The 21,845-nt window shown below is 55.5% G+C and carries 21 protein-coding genes and 1 riboswitch; of the genes, 9 read left to right on the top strand and 12 right to left on the bottom strand.

Annotated elements, in window-relative coordinates:
• Nucleotides 1-26 precede the first annotated feature (26 nt).
• Nucleotides 27-905: an RluA family pseudouridine synthase gene (locus tag N909_RS0108720; RefSeq protein ID WP_029914142.1), complete on the bottom strand. Its 879-nt coding sequence runs from the start codon at nucleotides 903-905 to the stop codon at nucleotides 27-29.
• Nucleotides 906-1,127: 222 nt separating this feature from the next.
• Between N909_RS0108720 and N909_RS0108710 the strand changes: the two genes are divergently transcribed.
• Nucleotides 1,128-1,343, top strand: coding sequence for a hypothetical protein (locus tag N909_RS0108710; protein WP_029914137.1), 216 nt, complete (start codon nucleotides 1,128-1,130; stop codon nucleotides 1,341-1,343).
• A gap of 273 nt (nucleotides 1,344-1,616) precedes the next feature.
• Here the strand turns inward: N909_RS0108710 and N909_RS23775 are convergent, their stop codons facing one another.
• Nucleotides 1,617-2,651 (bottom strand): IS110 family RNA-guided transposase, encoded by a 1,035-nt coding sequence (locus N909_RS23775; protein WP_245613587.1) that lies wholly within the window; start codon nucleotides 2,649-2,651, stop codon nucleotides 1,617-1,619.
• Nucleotides 2,652-3,044: 393 nt separating this feature from the next.
• Between N909_RS23775 and N909_RS0108700 the strand changes: the two genes are divergently transcribed.
• The 4 genes from N909_RS0108700 (at nucleotide 3,045) to N909_RS0108685 (ending at nucleotide 6,041) form a co-directional block, all read left to right on the top strand.
• On the top strand, nucleotides 3,045-3,710 hold the full coding sequence (locus N909_RS0108700; protein ID WP_029914135.1) for a TetR/AcrR family transcriptional regulator: 666 nt from the start codon (nucleotides 3,045-3,047) through the stop codon (nucleotides 3,708-3,710).
• Between the two features lie 46 nt (nucleotides 3,711-3,756).
• A complete protein-coding gene (gene ltaE / locus N909_RS0108695) occupies nucleotides 3,757-4,794 on the top strand; it encodes a low-specificity L-threonine aldolase (protein WP_029914127.1) in 1,038 nt (345 codons plus the stop codon).
• Between the two features lie 60 nt (nucleotides 4,795-4,854).
• Nucleotides 4,855-5,457: an RNA 2',3'-cyclic phosphodiesterase gene (gene thpR, locus N909_RS24535; protein ID WP_051689623.1), complete on the top strand. Its 603-nt coding sequence runs from the start codon at nucleotides 4,855-4,857 to the stop codon at nucleotides 5,455-5,457.
• Nucleotides 5,458-5,570: 113 nt separating this feature from the next.
• Nucleotides 5,571-6,041 carry an RT0821/Lpp0805 family surface protein gene (locus N909_RS0108685; RefSeq protein ID WP_029914123.1) on the top strand — a complete coding sequence of 157 codons (471 nt, stop codon included), beginning with the start codon at nucleotides 5,571-5,573 and terminating at the stop codon, nucleotides 6,039-6,041.
• A 269-nt stretch (nucleotides 6,042-6,310) separates the two neighbouring features.
• Here the strand turns inward: N909_RS0108685 and N909_RS0108680 are convergent, their stop codons facing one another.
• From N909_RS0108680 to N909_RS0108665, 3 genes are all read right to left on the bottom strand, one after another.
• Nucleotides 6,311-6,709: a hypothetical protein gene (locus N909_RS0108680; protein WP_029914121.1), complete on the bottom strand. Its 399-nt coding sequence runs from the start codon at nucleotides 6,707-6,709 to the stop codon at nucleotides 6,311-6,313.
• Nucleotides 6,710-6,936: 227 nt separating this feature from the next.
• Nucleotides 6,937-7,011, bottom strand: a riboswitch (cyclic di-GMP riboswitch).
• Between the two features lie 81 nt (nucleotides 7,012-7,092).
• Entirely contained in the window at nucleotides 7,093-7,968 is an 876-nt protein-coding gene (locus N909_RS0108670; RefSeq protein ID WP_029914119.1) for a DMT family transporter, read from the bottom strand.
• Between the two features lie 5 nt (nucleotides 7,969-7,973).
• The gene (locus N909_RS0108665; protein ID WP_029914118.1) at nucleotides 7,974-9,443 is read right to left on the bottom strand and encodes an aminotransferase-like domain-containing protein; all 1,470 of its coding nucleotides are present in this window, start codon (nucleotides 9,441-9,443) and stop codon (nucleotides 7,974-7,976) included.
• Between the two features lie 389 nt (nucleotides 9,444-9,832).
• On the opposite strand from N909_RS0108665, the gene N909_RS23770 reads away from it, so the two are divergent.
• Nucleotides 9,833-10,135, top strand: a complete 303-nt coding sequence (locus N909_RS23770; protein ID WP_036683025.1) for a DUF2917 domain-containing protein — start codon at nucleotides 9,833-9,835, stop codon at nucleotides 10,133-10,135.
• Nucleotides 10,136-10,153: 18 nt separating this feature from the next.
• Here the strand turns inward: N909_RS23770 and hflC are convergent, their stop codons facing one another.
• Nucleotides 10,154-11,077 carry a protease modulator HflC gene (gene hflC, locus N909_RS0108655; protein WP_029914116.1) on the bottom strand — a complete coding sequence of 308 codons (924 nt, stop codon included), beginning with the start codon at nucleotides 11,075-11,077 and terminating at the stop codon, nucleotides 10,154-10,156.
• Nucleotides 11,074-12,111 (bottom strand): FtsH protease activity modulator HflK, encoded by a 1,038-nt coding sequence (gene hflK, locus N909_RS0108650; protein ID WP_029914114.1) that lies wholly within the window; start codon nucleotides 12,109-12,111, stop codon nucleotides 11,074-11,076. Before hflK ends, hflC begins: the two co-directional genes overlap by 4 nt.
• A 302-nt stretch (nucleotides 12,112-12,413) precedes the next feature.
• Between hflK and N909_RS0108645 the strand changes: the two genes are divergently transcribed.
• Nucleotides 12,414-12,731: an MTH1187 family thiamine-binding protein gene (locus N909_RS0108645; RefSeq protein ID WP_029914113.1), complete on the top strand. Its 318-nt coding sequence runs from the start codon at nucleotides 12,414-12,416 to the stop codon at nucleotides 12,729-12,731.
• 14 nt (nucleotides 12,732-12,745) lie between these two features.
• On the opposite strand, the gene N909_RS24530 is transcribed toward N909_RS0108645, so the two are convergent.
• From N909_RS24530 to N909_RS0108625, 4 genes are all read right to left on the bottom strand, one after another.
• Nucleotides 12,746-14,983 (bottom strand): diguanylate cyclase domain-containing protein, encoded by a 2,238-nt coding sequence (locus tag N909_RS24530; protein WP_051689622.1) that lies wholly within the window; start codon nucleotides 14,981-14,983, stop codon nucleotides 12,746-12,748.
• Nucleotides 14,984-15,119: 136 nt separating this feature from the next.
• Nucleotides 15,120-16,121: a ribosome small subunit-dependent GTPase A gene (rsgA, locus tag N909_RS0108635; RefSeq protein WP_029914109.1), complete on the bottom strand. Its 1,002-nt coding sequence runs from the start codon at nucleotides 16,119-16,121 to the stop codon at nucleotides 15,120-15,122.
• A complete protein-coding gene (locus tag N909_RS0108630) occupies nucleotides 16,118-17,026 on the bottom strand; it encodes a DMT family transporter (protein ID WP_036683020.1) in 909 nt (302 codons plus the stop codon). Before N909_RS0108630 ends, rsgA begins: the two co-directional genes overlap by 4 nt.
• Before the next feature lie 11 nt (nucleotides 17,027-17,037).
• Nucleotides 17,038-17,748 carry a 16S rRNA (uracil(1498)-N(3))-methyltransferase gene (locus N909_RS0108625; protein ID WP_029914105.1) on the bottom strand — a complete coding sequence of 237 codons (711 nt, stop codon included), beginning with the start codon at nucleotides 17,746-17,748 and terminating at the stop codon, nucleotides 17,038-17,040.
• Between the two features lie 147 nt (nucleotides 17,749-17,895).
• On the opposite strand from N909_RS0108625, the gene ilvA reads away from it, so the two are divergent.
• Entirely contained in the window at nucleotides 17,896-19,152 is a 1,257-nt protein-coding gene (gene ilvA / locus N909_RS0108620; protein WP_281174828.1) for a threonine ammonia-lyase, read from the top strand.
• A gap of 28 nt (nucleotides 19,153-19,180) precedes the next feature.
• Here the strand turns inward: ilvA and N909_RS0108615 are convergent, their stop codons facing one another.
• Complete coding sequence (locus tag N909_RS0108615) at nucleotides 19,181-19,750, bottom strand: cob(I)yrinic acid a,c-diamide adenosyltransferase (protein ID WP_029914100.1); 570 nt, start codon at nucleotides 19,748-19,750, stop codon at nucleotides 19,181-19,183.
• 424 nt (nucleotides 19,751-20,174) lie between these two features.
• On the opposite strand from N909_RS0108615, the gene N909_RS0108610 reads away from it, so the two are divergent.
• Complete coding sequence (locus N909_RS0108610) at nucleotides 20,175-21,830, top strand: L-lactate MFS transporter (protein ID WP_245613586.1); 1,656 nt, start codon at nucleotides 20,175-20,177, stop codon at nucleotides 21,828-21,830.
• Nucleotides 21,831-21,845: the final 15 nt, after the last annotated feature.

Genomic DNA, 21,845 nt, shown 5'->3' with positions numbered 1-21,845 from the left:
TCCTGATGACAACGAGTTAGTGCCAGTCAGATTGCTACCGCTAAGCGATGCTGTTCGAGGAACTGCAGCAGCGCGGTCGGCAGCGCAACCTCCACCACGATTGGTTGGTTAGAGAAGGGATCGGTAAAGGCTAGCCTGTGACAGTGCAAAAACAGTCTTTGCAGCTCCCTTGGGCAAGGCCCGCGGTAACGACGGTCACCATAGAGCGGATGGCCGGCTTCGGCAAATTGCCGCCTGATCTGATGTTGCCGCCCGGTTTCCAGTTTCACTTCAAGCAGCGAGGCCCATTCGTTGCCGGCTATTTTTCGAAAGCTGGTTGAGGCGGTCTTTATTTTTCCCTTGGCCGGAATTTCGGATGACAACGTGCCATGGTCGGGCAAGTGCCCCATGACCAGGGCCAGGTACATTTTTGTCACCTCTCCTTTCATAAACAGCTTGCCCAATTCAGAACAGCTTTTCTTTCCTTTGCCAAAGAGGACCGGACCAGAGGTTTCCAGGTCGAGTCTTTGGATCGGATTGAGCTGAAAAAGCTCTCCCCGAGCGGAAAAATAAGACCTGGTTCGATCAGTTAAATTGTCGTTTTCGTGGCCCTTTCCGGTATGCACCGCCAACCCTGCTGGTTTGTTGAGAATAAGGATTTCGCGAGATTCAAACAGGATATCCAGTCCAGGTAAAGCCTTGGACGATTGCTCTAACAAGTCAAGAATACGGGCACTTTCCGGTAATTGTATACAGTCTCCCGGGGCCACTTCAGTCTCCGCACTGAGGATGCTGCCGGCCCTGCTCACCCGCCCTTTTTTGAACAGCTGGTTCAGGTAGCCGGGAGCTGCCGCCGGGATATTGTTGAGGAGAAATTGTCTGGCGGTTAAGCCGGTGTCATTTTTTGAAACGGTCAGTACGGGCATGGCTAAAAGTCTCTTTGTTGAGGGTGAAATCGGGGCCGGGTAGATTCTTGAGTTGGCAGGTTTTAAACCAACGGTCTGTCCAGTAAAACGAAAAACTGTTTAACATGTTGTTTTTTCGGCGTTTTTTGTCTTTTTTGCTTGTAATAATCCCGCAGGAATGTATAATTTCTGAAAAACAATAAGTGGGAATAATAACTTCATATAGAATAAAGGAGGTCACTGATGAAGTGTCCAGTATGTCACAGTCTCGATCAGAACGAAATGGATCTTCAGTCCGATCAATTTAAAGAAGACATTATCGAATGCCGTCACTGCGGAGCTGTCTGGGCCATCAACCATGATCTTCTGGAAATGGTCAAAGATCCGCAGGAATCTTCCTTCCTTGGCGCGATTACCGAAACCGTCGAAGGTGATGATTACTGTTACGAAGTCGCCTGATTTTTAGGTGCGTCAACCCGGTTGTGAAAGCCCGCTGTTGAATAGACAGCGGGCTTTTTCTTATGTGGCCCCCTGTCAAGACATAACTTTCCTGTTGTTAAAAACCGAGGGTGTTTGAGCACTATCCTTTTCTTATTCGCGTCTCATATCGCCAAGTACCAATTCGGTACGCTCAAAGAACCTCGCCATTTTATTTCCGCCACCCGAAGTGGCCAAAAGCCCGTCGCGTCAGACCTGTTTATACTGAAGGTCGGTAGGCCCTTTGTTCGATGCTCAAGCGCCAGAGAATAATCGCCAGTTTTCTTGCCAATGCTGTACTTTTTGCGGAATACCGGTTTTACTGAGCAGTTTGTGGTACATTTCGCTAGCTTTTGCATCTTTTGCTCGCCATATCCAGGCCGCTTCAATCAACAAGGATCGTAAGCGTTTTTGCCCAACCGGCATCAAGTACCCGCGAGGTATCTTTTCGCCACTGTGCCGAACGGTTGGTGCGAGCCCAAGATAGCTGGTGACCTCCTCTGAACGATGAAAACGTTCAGGACGAAATAGTTCCAGATGAAAAGTTGTGGCAACCACTTTGCCAACACCAGGAACACTTGTCAGCGCTCGAATCACAGGCCGGTGTTTGGGATGCCGGTTGAGTTGCTCCAGTTGACCTGCCACTTCACTTAGCTCCTGTTGAAGAAATTCCAGCTCTCGCAAGTGGCTGTCAATAGTTAAGCGGCCCTCGGGCAAAAGAGGAAGTGCTGCGATATTCTCTCTAGAGTCCGATCGCCAGTTTCTGACGGCCTCCGTTTCCTCGAAACCATGGTAAAGCAGAAACCCCTTAATCCTCTGCTTGCATTGACGAACTCGATCTATCAATTGATGTCGACGACGCAGCAAAGAACGCTGAGCCTCTTCTGCGGCTGACGGCACAGCAATCGGTCGAATCAATCCTTTTGAGCAATAGTGCGCTAGCTTCAAACAGTCGAGTCGATCTGTTTTCGATCCAGGGCTGACGCTTCTCGGGATTTTACTCGGGGCTGCAACGGTCACAGGGAATCCTGTTGCCTGGAGGGCGCGAGCAAGAGAGAATCCTGTTGGCCCTGCTTCGTAGGCAACTCCTGCAACCTGAATATTGAGCTGGGATAATTGCTTTACAAACACTTCTGGATTAGCAACTGTTGTAAATGCAAAGGCCTTGTCGTCTGCCCTGAGTAAGGCGACATGATAGCTGCGCTTGTGAACATCCAGGCCGATCCAGAAAGGCTCATCTTGATATATTGAGAGAAAAGACTGCAGAGCTGATAAACTGTACTTTGCCATGTTGGCCTCCTGACTTGTTCAGAAATGGGGATTTCCTTCAAGTCTACCGCAGAGGCCAACATGGTATTTTATTTTTTGCGTGCTTTTACTGAATGCCTGAGTTCTCGCGTGGGGATTGACGACGCAGCACCCCTTTTTCTCTTTTCAATAACTCTGAACGGGCCTTTCTGCTAAACTGAGTCAATTGATTAAACCTGCTCAGTTGACTAATTTTGCTATGGTAAGATTTTAGAAAAACATCCGCTGGCTGTTCAAACAGGTTCAGACAACGGGTGATTGCTCTGCACCAGAAAATCCATGACGTCTTGACCCGGCGTTGATTCTGGTGGCCCGGCCATAGGCTGTGCAGGTTGTTCGTGTCTGCTGTTGCATCTCCAAGGGGGAAGGATATTCATGGCAATCTATCGATCCAGCTTGAAAACGCGCAAAGGACTCATTAACGCGGCCGGGGAACTGGCCGCTGAAAAAGGCTTTCATTCTGTTTCGACTCGCGCTGTTGCCGAAAGAGCAGCGCAGAACATCGGCAGTATTCACTATCATTTCGGCAGCAAACAGAAATTATTTGAAGCGGTTGTGCAGCAGGTTGCGGAACGTTGGCAGCAGTCTCCTCTGGAAGAAGCACTGGCGGGCTGCGATTTACTGACACGATCGGGACAGGCGCAAGCGCTGGCAATTATTTTGCGCCGGCAGGCCGAGTTATTGTTTGATAAGGCGGCTCCGGCCTGGCACTGTCGGGTCATTTATCAGTTGATGCAATCTCCCGATGCCCTGCAGGCTGTGTTTCGCACGGCCGTGGTGGTGCCGGAGCGCGAGCAGGTCGAGAAACTGCTGAAGCAGATCGATCCGGATCTAACCGAGCAACAGATTCAGGCACATTTTTTCGTGCTCACCGCCCCGTTGTTGCTGCACGCCGATTACCAGAAAGCGTTGCTCCGGCGGATGGGAAAGGCAGCGTATGATGACAGCTACCTGGAAACCCTGTTGGACATTTGTACCCGGCAGACGCTTTTGGCCCTCGGGTTGCCGGTGCTTGCGGATGAGGGCTTGGTGACATTATGAAGGGGCGATCACGTGTTTCGCCGAGCATGCCGTGAAGGGATTTTTTATGGAGACCATCGATTTACGCAGTGATACCGTGACCCAGCCGAGCGCTGCAATGCGGCAGGCCATGGCGGAGGCAGCCGTTGGCGACGACGTCTATGGCGAGGACCCGACCGTCAATCAACTGCAGCAGCGCGCTGCAGAACTTTTCGGCCAGGAGGCGGCGCTGCTGGTCACCAGCGGCACCCAGGGCAATCTGGTGGCCATGCTGACCCATGCCCCGCGCGGGAGCGAGGTCATCCTCGGTGACAAGTCACACATTTTCCTCTACGAGCAGGGTGGGATTGCCGCGCTTGGCGGCATCATGCCGCACACAATAACGGTCCAGCAGGACGGTACCCTGCGGCTGGATGATATTGAAGCCGCCGTGCGGGGTGACAATGTGCACTTTCCCAGGACCCGGGTGATTGCTCTTGAGAATACCCAGGGAACCGTCGGTGGCGTCCCCCTGAGTCCGGATTATGTGGCCCGAGTCGTCCACTTTGCCCACGCCCGGGGATTGAAGGTCCATATCGACGGCGCGCGGATTTTTAATGCGGCGGCTCATTATGGAGTCACCCCGGCTGCGTTGATGGCCGGTGCTGATAGCTTGACCTTTTGCCTGTCCAAAGGTTTGGGGGCGCCGGTCGGTTCAGTGCTGGTCGGATCGCGGCAATTTATCGACGAAGCTCGGCGGATGCGCAAGCTGCTCGGTGGTGGCATGCGGCAGGCGGGAATTCTGGCCGCAGCCGGCCTGACCGCGCTGGAATCAATGCCGCAGCGACTACAGCAGGATCATGACAACGCCGCCTACTTTGCCGCACGCCTTGCCGAGATTCCCCAGCTGCGTCTGCTCAGCTGCCATACCAACTTTGTTTTTTTCGCTCTGGAAGAGAGTGTGGCGCTCAGTGCCGAGGAATTTTCCGCCCGCTTGCAGCGCAGCAATATCCTGCTCCAGCCGTATCATGGTGCGGCACGCCGGTTTCGGGCGGTTTTCCATTGCTGGATCGACCAGACCCGGGTTGACCAGGTCGTTGCCGCCATGCAGAATGTTTTGGCCTGAGCCTGCCTCCTCGGGCTTTGCAGCCTGTGCGCAAACAGTGCCTGACAACAGCGAGGGTGTATGCGACTGTTTATCGCGGTGACGGTTCCGGAGTCGATCCAGCGGCAACTGGCGAGCCTGACCGGTCGGTTGCGCAAAGCTGCTATCCGCGGCAGCTGGGTTCGGCCGGAAAATCTTCACCTCACGCTGAAATTTCTTGGCGAAATTGACTCTTCAGCCGTTCCCGCTCTGGAGCAAGAGCTGACTTCTTCCTGCCGGCAGTTTGTTCCATTTCAATTGCGTTTAACCAAGCTGGGCTTTCTGCCGCCCCGAGGACAACCCCGGGTGCTCATGGTGGCGACGGACCAGGAGCAGCGTCTGCGCAGCCTTGCCAGCACGCTGGACCAGAGTCTGGTCCGGCTTGGTTTTCCTGTGGCAGAGCGTTTCAAAGCCCACATGACCTTGGCCCGGATCAAAGGACCACAGAACCTGATGCTGTTGCATAAACTTATGGAACGAGCCGTGCTTGGTCAATCCTTCCCGGTCTGCGGCGTCAGCCTGATTAAAAGTGAGCTGAGAACCGAGGGCGCTCATTACCAGGTGCTGCGGCAGGTGGCGTTTAGCGGTGCGGAGCGAGGTTTCCCGGACGAGCAGCAAGCAGGCCGTGATGGAGGGCCGAACTGACGGGAATTCGCCTTGTGCTATAATTGAAAAAGCACCGAACCTGCTCAGTTGAACAGTGAGCAGCATTCGGAATGCTGGTCAACGCACAACGCGAGGCAGTGAGGAATAATATCATGAAGAAGAGCATGAGTTTATTAGTGATCGCAGTGTTTATTTTAGCCGGCTGTACTCAGGGAATGGGGCCGAAGGAGGGTGCCGGGACTTTCCTCGGCGCGACTGCGGGAGCTGTGTTGGGATCCAACGTGGGGAAAGGCAAGGGGAACATCGCGGCAATTGCCATCGGGACGCTGGCCGGAGCGCTGTTCGGGCAGGAGATCGGCCGCTCGCTGGATCGGGCTGACCGTATCGCCATGGGACAAAACGCTCAATATTCCCTGGAATATACCCCCAGCCATGAAACGACCCGCTGGCAGAATCCCGATTCCGGCAATTCCGGGTCCATGACTCCGCTGAAAACCTATCAACGCCCCAGCGGCCAATACTGCCGGGAATATCAGCAAACCATCTATGTCGGTGGTCAGCAACAGCAAGCCTATGGCACCGCCTGCCGCCAACCGGATGGCTCTTGGGAAATTCAGAATTAAGCTGGCACCTAGTGTCCCGTTCGGTTCATTATTTGTATTAATTTTGAGTCATTTTTGTTGCTGTCAAGGCGTGCCGCCGCAGGCCTAGCTTAGGCTAAGCCGAGAAGGCAGAACGTAGACAGCGGCAAAAAGGACCGAAATTGGAATAGAGAACTAACCGTACGGGACACTAGCAGTCATGGATTGCTGAATTGTTAATGAAGAAAGGTCGGGGACAGCTCACTGCTCCCGACCTTTCCTGGTCATGACTTGACGCTGCCGGCCACCGGTCAGACGAAAATGTCGTTGCCGCTCAAGCGTGCCTGAGCCAGCAGCCCGCTGATGATGGTTCTGGTCGCTTCGGAGCGCAGGACTTTGGCGAGATTCTGTTCAAACTCCTGCTGATTGCTGCTTTTATATTCGTTGGTATCCTGTTCTTCGTACAGGTTGGCCGGATAAAGTTTGATATCATGATTGAGGCGTAAGAAACGTTGCCGATATTGCATGGCCGGGAGGGTGATGAAAACGTCATAGCTGAAAATAGTATTGCTCTGTTTTCGTTCAATTTTCATTTCCAGCATGCCCTTAGTCATCTCGGAAAGAACCTTGCCCTGTTCCGCAAGGATTTCGTGAGGTGCCTTGATGTCCTTGAAATCAGCGATATCCCCCCACATGTTTGGTAAACCCATGATGATGCTCCTTATTCTCCAAGATGTTTCACGGTCAGGATGCTCGGCTTCAGGCCAGCGACCGGCCGAAAATACGAGTTATATTTGTTGAGCAGAATCCGAATGGCGAGCCTTGCTCGCGTCCCGGTCTTTGCCCAGGCGATTTCCAAAAGCGATTTTTTTCCCGTTCAGCTGAACGAAAAACACCCCACTTCAAACCGAAGGGAGGTGTCTGGTAAATCTTCTTCTTCGGCAACCCGGCTATCCACATGGGACCCGTGGCTTTGCGTCCCCGGATCGCTCCGGGTTTGCTATTATCGGGAATTTTTAATGTTTGTCCATTATTAATGCTGGATAATAATTTGTCAAGAAAAATGTTGAGCTGGTGGGAAGGGTATGCCTGCTCAGCCCCTCTTTCTAACCAGAGCCAGATAATTGCCACTCAGAATCAGTCCCATTCCGACCACCCCGAACAGGGTCCATTGGTAGTTTTCCCAGAAGGTCGACAGGAGCAGGGCGACGATCGGGAAGAGCAGGGTTGCGTAAGCAGCCCGACCGGCTCCGATTCGGCCGATCAGGGTCAAGTAGCAGCCGAAGGCAATAACCGACCCGAAAAAAGCCAGGTATAAGAGGGAGAGAAGGTAGGAGGCTGTGCTGGCGATGCTCACAGGCGTTCCGGTCAGGGTGCCGAGCAGGACCATGCAGCAGGCTCCGTAGGCCATGCCGAAAGCATTGGTCTGGATGACCGGCAGCCGGTTGCTTTGGTTGCGGGCCGAGAGGATATTGCCCAGCGAGGCCAGATAGGTTGCCGCAAAGCTCAGCATCAATCCACTCAGAATCGGCCCGGAGAAATTGACCGCACTCATTTCCGGCCAGAACAACAGGCTCAGTCCGAATAATCCCAATATCCCGCCCACCAGCACCCGCGGATCCATCGGCGTACCAAGGAAGAGCCGGCCATTGACGAGGTTCATGACCACAATGGTGGAAAAAACCACTGCGGCCAGGCCGCTGGTGATACGGATTTCAGCCAGGTAGAAAAAATAGTAATTGATGGCAAAGAGCAAGACTCCCTGTAACGCCATATACAGGTGTTCCTTCATGGAAAAGCGCATGGAGCGGCGGGTGACCAGGCACCAGATGAGCAGGATGAAGGAGGCCAGGGCAAAGCGGTAGGCGATGGACCAGACCGGGGCCACGCTGCCGAGCTGGTATTTGATGGCCAGCCAGGTGGATCCCCAGATAAGAACAGTACTCAGGTAGAAGGTAGTGTTGAGCATGGTCGTCAGCCCTGCTTCCCTTCCTGCAACAGCTGCAGCGCCAGGCGGCCCACCGTCTCTATGGCTGCTTCAACGCAGGGATTCCAGTAAGCGGCATTGAGACGGATGCAGTTGCTGAATTTGCCTTCCACCGAGAAAAGCTGACCAGGGGCAATGCTGATGCCGCAGGACTTGGCTAGCTTATAGAGATGCAGCGCATCAATTCCCAGTGGCATCTCGACCCAGAGCAGAAAGCCACCCTGTGGACGTGAAACCCTGGTGCCCGGCGGAAAACAGCGGCCAATGGCATCGGTCATCTGGGCCACCTGACGGGCGTAATTGCGGCATAAGGTCCGCAGGTGATGGTCGTAGCCGCCATTGGCGAGAAATTCCGCAATGGCTTGCTGAGGGGGACTGGCGGTTGCCACTCCGGAGATCATTTTGGCCCGCTCAATCCGTTCCTGATAACGTCCCGCCGCAACCCAGCCGACCCGATATCCCGGCGCCAGGGTTTTACTGAACGATGAGCAGAGCAGGACGTTGCCGGTGGTGTCGAAGGTTTTGGCAACCGTGGGGCGTTCGCCGCTGAACGGCAGGTCCCCGTAAACATCATCCTCAATCAGGGGAACCTGGTTGGCGTCGAGCAGCGCCACCAGTTTCTCTTTGTCTTCATCCGCCATGAGACTACCGAGAGGGTTGTTGAAATTCGTCACCACCAGGCAGGCTTTAATGAGTCCGCGATTTCGTTCCAGGGCGTACTCAAGGGCTTCCAGGCTGATACCGCCGCGCGGAGAGGCTGGAATCTCCAGGGCCTTGAGGCTGTGTTCCTCAATCAGCTGCAAAAAATTAAAGTAAAAGGGGGTCTCGATGGCCACGGTATCGCCCGGCTTGCAAAGGGCCCGCAGGGACAGACTGACCGCTTCGACACAGCCAGAGGTGATGACGATCTGCTCCGGCGACAGAACGCAACTGGAGGCCAGCAGGCGCTGGGCGATCTGTTGCCGCAGCCGCAGGTTGCCAGGCGGCAGCTGATAGGAAACCGCCATGCGCGGATTGCGCCTGACTTCACGAGCCAGCATTCGATTGATTCTTGCCGTGGGCAGCAATTCATGGTTCGGGGTGGCAATGCCCAGCTGCAGCAGCTGAGGATCAAGCAGATCACGCATGACCAGCCCGTAGGCATTGGTCAAGTTGACCTGAGCCGGATTATTCAAGGAGGGGCGATCGACCACCGGTTCGCTGGGCAGTTTGGGCAACCGGGTGCGCACATAGAACCCCGATTGCGGGCGGGCCTCGAGCAAGCGGCGATCTTCCAGCTGGCTGTAGGCCTCCTTCACGGTATTGATGCTGACCTGCAGTTGCTTGCTGAGACTGCGGATCGATGGAATGCGATCACCGGGGCGCAGGGTGCCCTGCTCGATCAAGAAGCTGATGCGGCTGGCGACTTTTTCGTAAAGGGGCGCTTCTTGTTGCCACTGGTCTTGGGGAATGAGCATATCCGGCTCCCATAGTTAGTTATCATCGGGAAACGGCCCTTTTCCGCCGTGGCGGTGTCAATCTGCGGGCTTATTTGTGCGGCGTAAAGAACTACGGCTCCGCATCAGCCCTTGATTTCCTTGCCACAACGAAAAATTGCTCGTTTCCAATCTGAAAACTTATGCGTTGGCATCCGGAGTTTCCGGCTGCCAACTAGTTAAGGAGAAGAGTCTTTTTCTGTTGTATCAGGAGGGCTGACCCTGCAACAGATACAGTCCGACGCTTCCTTGATGGGTACAGTTTTGCAATGGTGTTTCTGTGATGGTTACAATAATAGTCTACTGTATCTGGCGCTGAAAAGGGATTTGCGTTGTAATTGAATGACCATAATCACTTAAGGAGCGTCCTTATGGAACTGTTACTGAACAGCAAGGAAGTGATTGAGCTGGGCAACGATCTCTGCGGGACACGGATTTGTTGCCGGGCAGGGTTGTGCTGGGTCACTCTGGAAGGTGATTCCAGGGACCATATCTTGCGCGCCGGCAGCAGTTTCGAAATCAGCCGTAGTGGCCGCGTGCTGGTGACCGCATTGACTCCTGCCCGGGTTCTGCTGGCTGAGCTGGCACAGCAGTCCAAGCTGTTTGAACCTGAGCCGAGTGGCTGGGGGTGGTTGAAAAAGCGGGCTCTTTTTAACGCCAAGAGCCCGCTGTAAACCTGTTGGGGAGCCTGCTTATTTGGCGTCCTGCAGATATTTGTAATAGTCGGAATCAGTGGAAATGACCAGCTTGCCGTTTTGGCCGATAGTTTTCTTGTAAGACTCCAAGGTGCGCAGAAAACTGTAGAATTCCTTATCCTGGTTATAGGCTTCGGCATAAATGGCGGCTGCTTTGGCATCTGCTGCGCCGCGAACTTCCAGGGCCTTGCGATAGGCTTCGGAGGTGATCTCCTTCAGTTCACGCTGCATCTGGCCGAGGATCTCAGCCTTTTCGCCTTCCCCCTCGGAGCGGTATTGGGCGGCGACTTTCTTGCGTTCGTTGATCATCCGCTCGTAAACGCGGGTCCGTACCTGCTCGACGTAGTTGATCCGCTTGATCTGCACGTCAAGCAGTTCGATTCCGTATTCCGGAGTACTGGCCCGGGCCTGGGTCAGAATATTGCTGAGAATCTCTTCCCGACCGAGCATTTCTTCAGGGAGGACCCGCTTTCCTTCCACTTCAAAATGTTCTTCGCCATCGGGAACGTAGTCCTTGCCGCGCACCAACTCCACCAGCAGGTGACCGGAAACCGCGTCTCTGACCACCGAGTCGATGATATCGTCAAGGCGGCTTTGCGCACCACGTTCGGTGGCCACAGTTTTGAAAAACTGCAGCGGATCTTTAATCCGCCAGCGCGCGGTGGTGTCGACCCAGATAAACTTTTTGTCCTTGGTCGGAATCTGGTTGGGGTCTCCATCCCACTTCAGGATACGACTTTCAAAGCGATTGACGTCCTGGACAAAGGGGATTTTGAAATGCGGCCCCGGGTGGATGATGTTGCCAACCGGCTTGCCGAACTGGGTCACGATGGCTTGCTCGGCTTCATTAACCACAAAGAAACCATCCTGGGCAACGAGCAGCGCGATGACAACGACAATAACGAGAATACCGTTCTTCATTTGGCGGCTCCTTCCAGGTTTTTGCGCAATGGCAGCAGTTGCAGCAGGCCGCTGTCGGTTTTATCCATGATGTAGGTTTCGTCCAGTTTGGGCAGGACCTGCTCCATCGACTCGATGTAAATCCGGCGGCGGGTCACCAGCGGCGCTTTTTTGTATTCGGTCAGCAGGGCCAGGAACCGATTGGTTTCGCCGCGGGCCTTGTTGATCCGTTCGACAGCATAACCTTCCGCTTCCTGGAGGGTACTTTTGGCCTGGCCGCGGGCGCGCGGAACCTCGCGATTGAACTGTTCGCGGGCCTGGAAGATCAAACTCTCCTTCTGCTGTTCCGCTTCATTGACTTCGTTGAAAGCATCCTTGACCGGATCGGGCGGGTTGACATCCTGAAACTTGACGGTAACAATGCGGACGCCGATGTCATACTGGTTCAGGGTGTTCTGCAGGTCCACTTCTATGGCACTGGCCAGCTCGGCCCTGGCGGTGGTCAGGACCTGGGTGACATTGGCATTGCCGATGGCTTTGCGGACCATGGCTTCGGAAATATCCCGCACGGTGCCGACGGGGTCTTTGACCTTGAAAATATACTTGAAGGGGTCCGACACCTGAAACTGGACGATCCACTCGACATCACTGACATTGAGATCCCCGGTCAGGGTCAGTGATTCCTCCTCCAGGCCACGTTTGCTGAAGGAGGATCGGACTCCTGGAGTCACGGTCCGGTAGCCGAACTCTTCTTTCAGAACCCGGCCGGTCGGCACCAGATAGACTTGGTCAATACCAAAGGGAAGCTTGAAATGCAGCCCCGGGTCGGAAAAACTGGCAAACTTGCCGAATCTCAGCACGACGCCGGTCTCTTCGGTGTCGACTTCATACATACTGCTGTAGCCGCCGATGATGATAGCAATAAGGGCAATAACGGCCAGGATCGGCAGAAATCCTTTTTGCGGGTTGTTGAACTTTTTCTTGATCCGATCGGTTATCTCAATAACCTTTCGTTCCAGATCGGCCCCGGAAGGGCCTTGTCCCCAATCCTGCATGAATACCTCTTTTTCTTAGCACAGGTTAAAAGAAATGGTGCCAGTCAGTCTGCTCAGCTGTTCACAATCTGCTTCAGTGCCCTCGACTGACAGGAATAGCTGGGAGCAGGTTCCGACCCCTTGTTTTTACGGCAGAGTAAAAAGACCCCGGGCCGGAATCTCCTTCTGCCAGTTATAACAGATTTTTCCGCCGGCCGGTCAGACTTCTGGTAAATTTCACCCTGGCCCGGCATGAGGTGTATACTCTATCAGGAAATAAAGGTAGCAGCAAAATGGATGAACTTGATCAAGGAGCTTGTTTCATGAATGTGATTGTCGATCTGTGTGTCGTGCCCATGGGGGTGGGCGTTTCCGTATCTCGTTATGTGGCCATGTGCCAGGATGTGCTGGAAGAGGCCGGCCTGAAAACCAGCCTGCACGCTTATGGGACCAATATTGAAGGCGATTACGATGAGGTCTTTGCGGCGATTCGTCGCTGTCATGAGGTGATCCATGCTGCCGGAGCGCCGCGGATCACCACAACGATTAAAATGGGGACCCGCATCGACCGTGAGCAGACCATGGCGGACAAGCTGCAGAGTGTGGCTGAAAAAAGAGCAGCCGCCAAGCTGTCGTCCTGAAAAAGGCGGGCCGCTCAGTCGAACAAAAAGCGCGCTTGCGGGGTGGCATAAAACTGATAGTTGGCCCGTCCTTCCTTTTTCGCCTTGTACATGGCGATGTCCGCGGTTTTTAACAGGTCCTGGCCAGTGACGGCATCCTCTGGGAAGATGCTGATTCCGATGCTGCTGCTGATGGTCTGGCTGAAGTTCCCTTCAACAATGTGCTGGGATAAGGACCGATGAATCCGCTCGGCAGTGCTTTCAATCATTTCGATGGAGTCCACGTCTTCGAGCAGGACCAGAAATTCATCCCCGCCCATGCGGGCTACCGTATCGCTTTCGCGGACACTTTTTTGCAGCCGGCGGGCTGCGTCGATGAGCAGGCGGTCGCCGTAGTCGTGGCCGAGGTTGTCATTGATGCTTTTGAAGTTATCCAGGTCAAGAAAAAACAGGGCGACCTGTCGCCTGCTGCGGCGCGCTTTGCTTAAGGCCTGCGCCAGCCGGTCTTCAAAAAGCAAGCGGTTGGGGAGATCGGTCAGCGCGTCGTGATGAGCCAGATAGAGCAGTCGTTTTTCATTTTCATTGAGCAGTTCTTCAATCTGCATGCGCTCCGAAATATCCCGTGACACCTCGATCATCGCATACATTTCCCCCTCGCTGTTGAATAGCGGTGCGGCGGTGATTTCGAAAATCCGTTGTCCCTGATCCGTGGCGTGGCGGTGGATGACGGTGACCGGTTGGCCCGTCTCCTTGATTTGCTGCAGCGGGCAGGGATGCTCTTGGGCAGTGCAAGGATCCGCCAGTCCGTGGGAAAATTCATAGCAGGTCGGTGGCAGGGGCGCGTTTCCAAAACGGCGAAATTGCTCGCAGGCGGCTTTGTTCTGCTGCAGAATCCGGTAATCAAGACCCACCACCATCAACGGATCGGTCACCCCATCGATCACCGCCTGTAAAAATCGGTTCCGTTCGGCCAATGCCTGTTCGGCTTTTTTGCGCTGGCTGATGTCATGGATAATGGAACAGAGCAGCATTCGTCCTTCAATCCGAATCGGAGTGCTGTAGATTTCCACCTGCCGGGTTTGCCCGTCGGCCCGGGTGTGGACGAATTCAAAGTGCTGCTTTTTGCGATTGCTCGCCTGGTGCAAGGCTTGGCCCAGTTCGTCTTTGTTCAGATTGTTGATCTGGCTGATCTGCATATTTTTCAGCTGGTCCCTGCTATATTGGTAAAATTGGCAGGCGGCCGGGTTGGCGTCAACGATAGCGCCGTTTTCCGGGTCGATAAAGAGGATGCTGGAGAGGGAATTTTCAAAGAAAACCTGGTATTGCTGCTGACGTTCCAGGAGTTCCTTTTCAATGCTGTGCCGGGCCGCCAATTCGTCTTGCAGCAGAGCGTAATTTTCGGCCAGCTGCAGGGTCTTTACGCGCACCTGCTTGCGGGTCCAGAAGGTGGCGGCCAGCAACAGCAGGATGAAGACGCCGCAGGTATAGCTCAGGCTGTACAGCCAGGACGGCACCTGGGTCGTGGTTTTCTCGCTGAGCCAGCGGTCGATGAGGCGGTAATAGACGGAATCCGGCGCCTGTTTCCATTGGGCCAGCAGCCGATCGAAATTAGTCGTCAATTTGACCGGGCTCTGCTCGGAAAAAGCCGGTCGGGACTGAATCGGTTTGATCAGGATGGACGACGGAACCAGATTGTAGCGCTGGCGATTTTTAAAACCGAAAATTCGCCCGACCATGGCCGCATCAACTTGTCCTGTGGCGAGTTTGTAGAAGGCCTCGTCATAATCTGCAACGTCAATAAAATCCACCTGCAGGTTGAACAGGGTCGAGACCTGGCGAAGGCCTTGCGGGCCGTTCAGGTAGACATCCCCGGCTAAGACGGCAACCTTTTTACCATCCAGCTCCAGAATCGAAGTCAACGGTTCATCGCTGCGGCTGAAGATTTGCCCCCAGCTGCTCAGCACCGTCTCATGGCCGAAACGGTATTTTCGGCTCCTTTCTTCGGTTACCGCGATCCCCGGCAGGATGTCGATCTCTCCGGAAGAGAGTTTATCCAGGCATTGCTGCCAGGTGCAGGGGATATAGTTGACTGACCAGTCCAGCTCTGCGGCCACCTGATTGAAGAGTTGCGGGAAAAAGCCGTCCGCTTGTCCCTGCTCGTTGAGGAATGAGGTCGGCGGGCTCTGATCCAGGCCGATTCGAACCGGGGCCGCAGCACAGAATTGTGCCGGCAGGAGGAACCCTACAAGAATGAACAGGCTGAGCCAGGACAATCGATCCTCCCCCCAGCAGGACAGATAGATTATTTGCTGCATGAAATGGTATTGGTGTTGCCTTCAAAAGGCAAGTTTTATCCGGCCTGTTAGCGGATTTAATGAGAAAAAGCCGCTACTCTGGTAACGCTTTGGGTCAGAATTGGCGCAGGTTGGAGAGTTCCCCTTTGAGTTTGTGGTAATTGGCCAGGCGTTCTTCCGGCAGATTGCCGGTTTTAATAGCGTCCCGGACGGCGCAGCCCGGCTCGGAACGATGATGGCAGTCGCTGAATTTGCAGCCGGTGGACAGGTCTTCGATATCGGCAAAAGATTCCACCAGATCCTGTTCATCTCCCCAGAGGTGAAGTTCGCGCATCCCCGGATTATCCATCAGGATGCCTCCTCGGGGGAGCAGGAACAGCTCCCGGTGGGTGGTGGTGTGGCGGCCTTTGCCGTCCGCCGCGCTGACTGCGGCGATTTTCTGGCGCTGCTCGCCAATCAGGCCGTTGACAATGGTCGATTTGCCGACCCCTGATGAGCCGAGCAAGGCAATGGTCTTCCCGGCCTGCAGATAGCCGGTCAGGATGTCGAGCTGGCCCTGCTGGCGCGCCATGCACAGGTGGACCGGGGTTGCTCCTGCAATCTCCATGACTGCGGCCCGGTGTTGTTCTGGATTATCACACAGGTCGGTCTTGTTGAGCAGAATAACGGCTTCACTGCCGCTGCCGCCAACCAGGGTCAGATAACGCTCGATGCGGCGCAGGTTGAAATCGCGATCCAGGCCGCTGACAATGAAGATCAGATCGATATTGGCGGCAATCACCTGCTGTTCGATGCGTTCCCGCCCCTTCCCTTTGCGGCGGCCCGGCAGGTTGCGGGAAAAACTGTTGCGGCGTTTCAACAGGGCATGGATCAGCCCGCGTTGATCGGGCTGAGGCTCCACCGCGACCCAGTCGCCGACCACTGGCAGGTCAGCCCGGCCATCCGCCTGGTGGCGAATTTTACCTGCAAAACGAACGGTCAGCTCGCCGCTGGTTGTCCAGACTCGAAAATAGTTTTTTTCGCCGCGGATAACCCGTGCCGGAAGCAGGCCTTTATCGCTCCAGGCCGTAAATTGCTCGGCAAAGAAAGCCGTCCAACCCCAATCTTCAAGTGTCATTGTTTCTCCTCGCGCCTTCCCAGCGGCAGATTGAACAGCAGCAAGCCGCTGCAGATAAAAAGAATGCCGATCAGGTGAAAGCTTTGGAAGCGTTCATTCAATAGCAGCACCGCGAGCAGGGATGCGAACAGGGGGATCAGATTGATATAGAGCCCGGCCCGGTTGGCGCCGATCTCCGCGACTCCGCGGTTCCAGTAGAGATAGGCGAGGATCGACGGGCAGGTTGCCACGTAGAGCAGGCTGGCAACGACCGGACCGGTCAGGAGTAGTGGCATGGCGTTCTGGCGTTCCCAGAGGTAGAGCGGCAGCAGCAGAACAGTGCCCACGGCAAAGGTGCAGGTCAGCAGGCTCAGGGGGTGGATCGCGGGCCTTTTACGCAACAGGACCGAGTAAACGGCATAGAGGATGACGGCCAGCAGCATGATCAGGTCGCCGCTGACAAATTGCATGTGGAGCAGCCGTTGCAGATCCCCTTGGATCACGATATAGCCGGCACCCAGCACGCAGAGCATGACCGCGGTCAGCTGCAGGCGGGTGACTTTGTCGCGGAAAAACAGGTAGCTGATCAGCAAGATAATCGCCGGCATCACCGCCTGGGTCAGGGCAATATTGATTGCCGTGGTGGTGTGTGCGGCGGTATAGAGCAGGGTGTTGAATGAGGCGATTCCGAGCAGGCCGAGAACGAAAATGATTCCGCGGTTGGCGACAATGACCGGCCAGTCCTGGACCAGCTGTTTGCGGGTCAGCGGCAACAAGATCAGCAGCGCCAGGCACCAGCGCCAGAACGACAGGGCCACCGGGGGGATCAGGTCGGCGACACCGCGGGCCAGCACCGAATTGCCGGCCCAGAACAATGGCGGCAGTATCAGCAGCAGGTAAACCCAGATGGATTGTCGTCTCTCCATGAAAACCTCACTTAGGGGGAAAGTCGAGAGAGTAGCACAGGAACAGCGGTTTCGACCCGTAAAATTCTGCTCCCCAGGGTGACCGGGGTGAAGCCGCACTCCTCCAGTCGGGCAATCTCGTAGTCGATAAAGCCACCTTCGGGACCGACCGCCAGGGTGGTCGGGGCAAGGAGCTCCCGGGGGCACGGGTGGGCGCCACCGGGGTGGGCCACCAGCTTGGTCGTGTGGCCGCTGAGGGCGGGGAGCTCATCCTCGACAAAGGGTTTGAAGCGCGGCCGGAGATGAACCTCCGGGAGGATGCTGTCCCGGGCCTGTTCCAGACCGAGAAGCAGCTGTTCGGTGATTTTTTCCGGCTGTAGAAAAGGGCTGCTCCAGAAGCTTTTATCGACCCGATAGCTGTTGAGCAGGTAAAGCTGTTTGACCCCCATGGCGGTCACGGTCTGCAGGATCCGTTTGAGCATCTTCGGCCGCGGCAGGGCCAGCAGCAGAGTGACCGGCAGCGGCGCCGGCGGCTGCTGGTCCAGTTGCACCTCCAGCTCGACCCGCGCGGCATCCGCGTTGATGACCAGGCCACTGCCGAGAGCGCCATTGATCAAGCCGACGCGTAGCCGATCCCCCTGGCTGGCACGATGTACGCTGAGGATATGGTCGCGGCGGCGGTCAGCCAGGACCACCCGGTGGGCGCTGACGAAATCTTCGGCGCTGAGCAGAATCAGGTTCATGGGATCAGTCGTATCTCCAAAGGTAAATTATTCCAAGCTTGTTGTCCGCCTTGGCGGGAGTGGGATTATATGTGCTGATCTGCTCCTTGTAAATCAGTGAGTCGCCCCGTTTATGCTAAACTTGACAGGTCGATAAGGGCTCTTCCCATGCCGTGGCCCAAAATTGTTCATGTGCGAGCGCAGGAGGCGATGATGTTGACGATCCAGCAGATCGAGGATGCCGCTGAGAACCTCCACCATGTAATCCGCCATACCGAACTGATGCACTCCCCCTATTATTCAAAGCTGCTCGGAACCCAGATCTTTTTCAAGTGTGAAAACCTTCAGCACACCGGCTCGTTCAAGATCCGCGGAGCCTATCATTTCCTCTCCCGGCAGGCGCCGGAGCAGTTGGCGGCCGGGGTCGTCACCGCCTCGGCCGGGAACCATGCCCAGGGGCTGGCCAGTGCTGCGGCACTGCTGCATTGCCCCTGCCGGGTGGTCATGCCCGAGGGGACTCCCCTGGCTAAAGAGCTGGCCACCCTGGCCCACGGGGCTCAGGTCGAACTCAAAGGGAGCGGCTTTGACGAGGCGGTCGCTTATGCCGGTGAGTTGGCTCAGCGGGACAATCTGCTCTATGTCCCGGCCTTTGACCACGAATTGATCATGGCCGGGCAGGGCACGGTCGGCTTGGAAATACTCCACGACCTGCCGGAACTCGATACCCTGCTGGTCCCCATCGGCGGCGGTGGTCTGATCGCCGGCGTTGCTGCTGCGGTCAAGGCCCGCAAGCCGGCGGTGCGGATCATCGGGGTGGAGGCGGCCTGTGCGGCCAGCGCGGCCTTGGCCAGGCGTAACGGGCGCCCGGTTTACCTGGCCTCCTACTGTCACACCCTGGCCGACGGGATTGCCGTCAAGCAAGTCGGGGAGTTGACCTTTCCCGAGATTCAGAAATATGTCGACGATATCATCAGTGTCGATGAAGAGGCTATTGCCATGGCCATCGTCAGTCTGATGGAAAAGGGCAAGCTGGTGGTGGAAGGAGCCGGCGTGGTCGGTCTGGCCGCGCTCTTGTATGGGGACAAATCGGTACAGCGGGGGAATACCCTTTGCCTCCTGTCCGGCGGCAACCTGGATGTTCAGACCATGGCGCGGGTGGTCGAGCGTGGTTTGCTGGCGGAAGGGCGGTTTTTGAAACTGCGTCTGGAGATGATCGATATGCCTGGCGCACTGGCCACTCTGACCCAGGTCCTCAGCGAGCTCAAAGCGAATATCTTTCAGGTCAGTCATGATCGGCATAAGTCCTCTTTGCCCCTCGGCGAGGCCGAGGTCATTGTCGATCTGGAAACCCGTGGACCGGGGCATATCCAGGACATCCTCATCCGTCTGGAAGAAGAAGGCTATCGGCCCGAAGTGCAGTACTGAGTCCCTGTTCTGGCTGCTGCGGCCCTGATCAGTCCGGGTGAAAGCCGGGCTGCCAATGGATATCGGCCCGGCCATTTTCGTTGCAGAGCCGAGCCCAGACGAAACAGAGGTCGGACAAGCGGTTGAGAAAGGCCAGGCAGAGCGGATTGATCTGCTCCGTTTCCAGCAGCGCGACCAGCTCCCGCTCGCAACGTCGGGTCACGGTTCTGGCCAGATGCAGGGCGGCGGCAGCACGACTGCCGCCAGGCAGGACAAAGTTTTCTGCCGGTTCCAGGCAGCTTCGCGCTTCCTGAATCCAGCCTTCGAGACGGTCGATTTGCTGTTGCCGGATGCGGGGGATCCTGGCATAGATCTCGCTTTCAATGGGGGTTGCCAGTTCTCCGCCAAGATTGAACAGTTCGTTCTGCAGTTGGAGTAGTTTTTGGTTGAGCCCGGCGGGGAGGTCCTCGCAGCGCACCAGGCCAAACACCGAGTTCAGTTCATCCACCGTGCCGTAAGTCCGAACCCGCTGGGACGATTTCTGGATCCGGCTGCCGTCGACCAGGCCGGTTTGTCCGGAATCACCGGCGCGGGTGGTAATTTCATCGAGTTTTGGCATCTGTCTGCTCCTGTCATCTGTGCTGGGGATTGTCCTGATTGCCATTTCTTCAGTTTAATCGGCCACTGACTGTTTGGCCAGTCGCGGAAATTTCGCAAAATTGCAAAAATTTGCAGATGGTTATTTGTCTGTGCAAAACAATGTTATTTTTATCAAGAAATTATTCTCACATATCCTGAAATAAATCATAAAAACAATATATTACAAGAGCAACTTCATTATATAGAAATTCTCTTCATCGTGGCTCGCCCGTTGCGGTTTTTTGCAGATTTGCAAAAAACCGTATTTTTTTGGGCTCTTGGTGAATCCTCAAAATTTCCGTGTAAGCAATTGAAATTAATGAAATTTTTTAGGAAATTCTGATTTGGTATAAAGATTGCCAAGGTTAAAACCCGAGGGCCTGTTGTGGCCAAGGAGGTGACCCATGGCGATCTGTCCGTTTTTTGACCAGGATAAAAAATACTGCGATGTTGGGGAGGATTATATCTCTCCCTATGATGTTGTGGCCATGTCCCACTTCTGCTCCTGCCGGTTCCATGAATGCGACAAGTTCGCCTTGCTCAGCGAGCGTCACCCTGAAGTGCTGCAGCTTGCGACAGTTGCCCGACCAAGTGTTGCCGCAGAACCGGCCGCCGCTACTGTGGAGCCGGTCGAGCGGACGCCACTGGAGATCAAATTCAGTAATAAGTGGCCGCTGGCTTATCGTTTGAAATACGCAACATCCTATCGTCAATTGAATGAAACTGTGAGAGAGGAGAGTTCAGCAATGCAATCTCAAAAGATCAAAAATCGGGGACTTCAGGTGCTGCTGGCAGGGTTGGGGATCAATCTGGCCCTGGGGATTCTTTATACCTGGAGCATCTTCAAGGGGGCGATTGTCGATTCGATTGCGGCGGGTGGTCCCAATGCTTTTAACTGGGATGCCGCCAGCGTCAACGATCCTTATGCGGTTGCCTGCCTGGCTTTTGCCGCGGCCATGATCATGGCTGGCAAGTGTCAGGATAAATTCGGCCCCCGGGTGACCTGTATCATCGGCGGGTTGCTGGTCGGCGCCGGGTTCGTGTGGATTTCACAGACCACGGACTATTGGGCCTGGGTGCTCGGCTTCGGGGTTCTGGCCGGGGCTGGTATCGGCTTCGGTTATTCGGCGGCGACGCCCCCGGCCCTTAAGTGGTTCCCGCCCGCCAAGACCGGATTGGTGGCCGGCATTGTGGTGTCGGGATTCGGGCTTGCCTCGGTCTATATCGCTCCTTTGGCCAAGTATCTGTTGGCGGAGTACGGTCTTCAGCAGGCCATGATGTTTTTTGGGATCGCTTTTGCGATTGCGGTCAGCAGCCTGGCACTGTTCATTGTTAATCCCCCGCAGGGGTTTGTTGCCGGCAAGGCGCAACCCGGGGCCGCCAAGGTGGTTGCTGCGGGGAATGATCTTTCCCCTTTGCAACTGTTTAAAAGCAGCCGTTTTTATACTCTTTGGCTCTGTTATTTTATCGGCGCCGGCGCCGGTTTGATGGTGATCGGCAGCGCCAAGGGGTTGGCCAAGGCCTCGATGGGCGAGATGGCCTTTCTGGTAGTTGTCATCATGTCGGTCGGCAATGCCGGTGGGCGGCTGGTGGCCGGCGTGGTTTCCGACAAAATAGGCCGGGGCACCACCCTCTGCCTGATGCTGGTGTTCCAGGCTCTGTTGATGTTTGCCGCGATCCCGGTACTGGGCGGGGATGGCAGCCATCCGGTGCTGGTCGCCTTGCTGGTGACGGCCATGGTCTTTAACTACGGAACCAACCTGTCCCTCTTCCCCTCCTTTGCCAAGGACAGCTGGGGGATGAAGAATTTCGGCATGAATTACGGGATCCTGTTCTCCGCCTGGGGGGTTGGCGCTTTTGTATTGGTGCGCGTCTCGGAAATGCTCAAGGTTAAAACCGGCAGTATGGACTCGTCCTTTATTGCTGCCGGGGTGCTGTTGCTGGTCGGGGCGATGATGGCCACGTCGTTGCGCACCCAGAAAGCTCCGGCGCGGGTTGTCGAAACCCAGGAACTGCCCCTCGAAGACGAGGAGCTGGCGTTGCAGGAAGCAGGCAAATAGAATCGGCTTGGCGGT

The organism is Pelobacter seleniigenes DSM 18267, assembly GCF_000711225.1.
In the GTDB taxonomy this organism is placed as follows: domain Bacteria; phylum Desulfobacterota; class Desulfuromonadia; order Desulfuromonadales; family Geopsychrobacteraceae; genus Seleniibacterium; species Seleniibacterium seleniigenes.
Note: the sequence above shows the minus strand (reverse complement) of the source record. Positions and strands in the feature narration are given on the sequence as shown.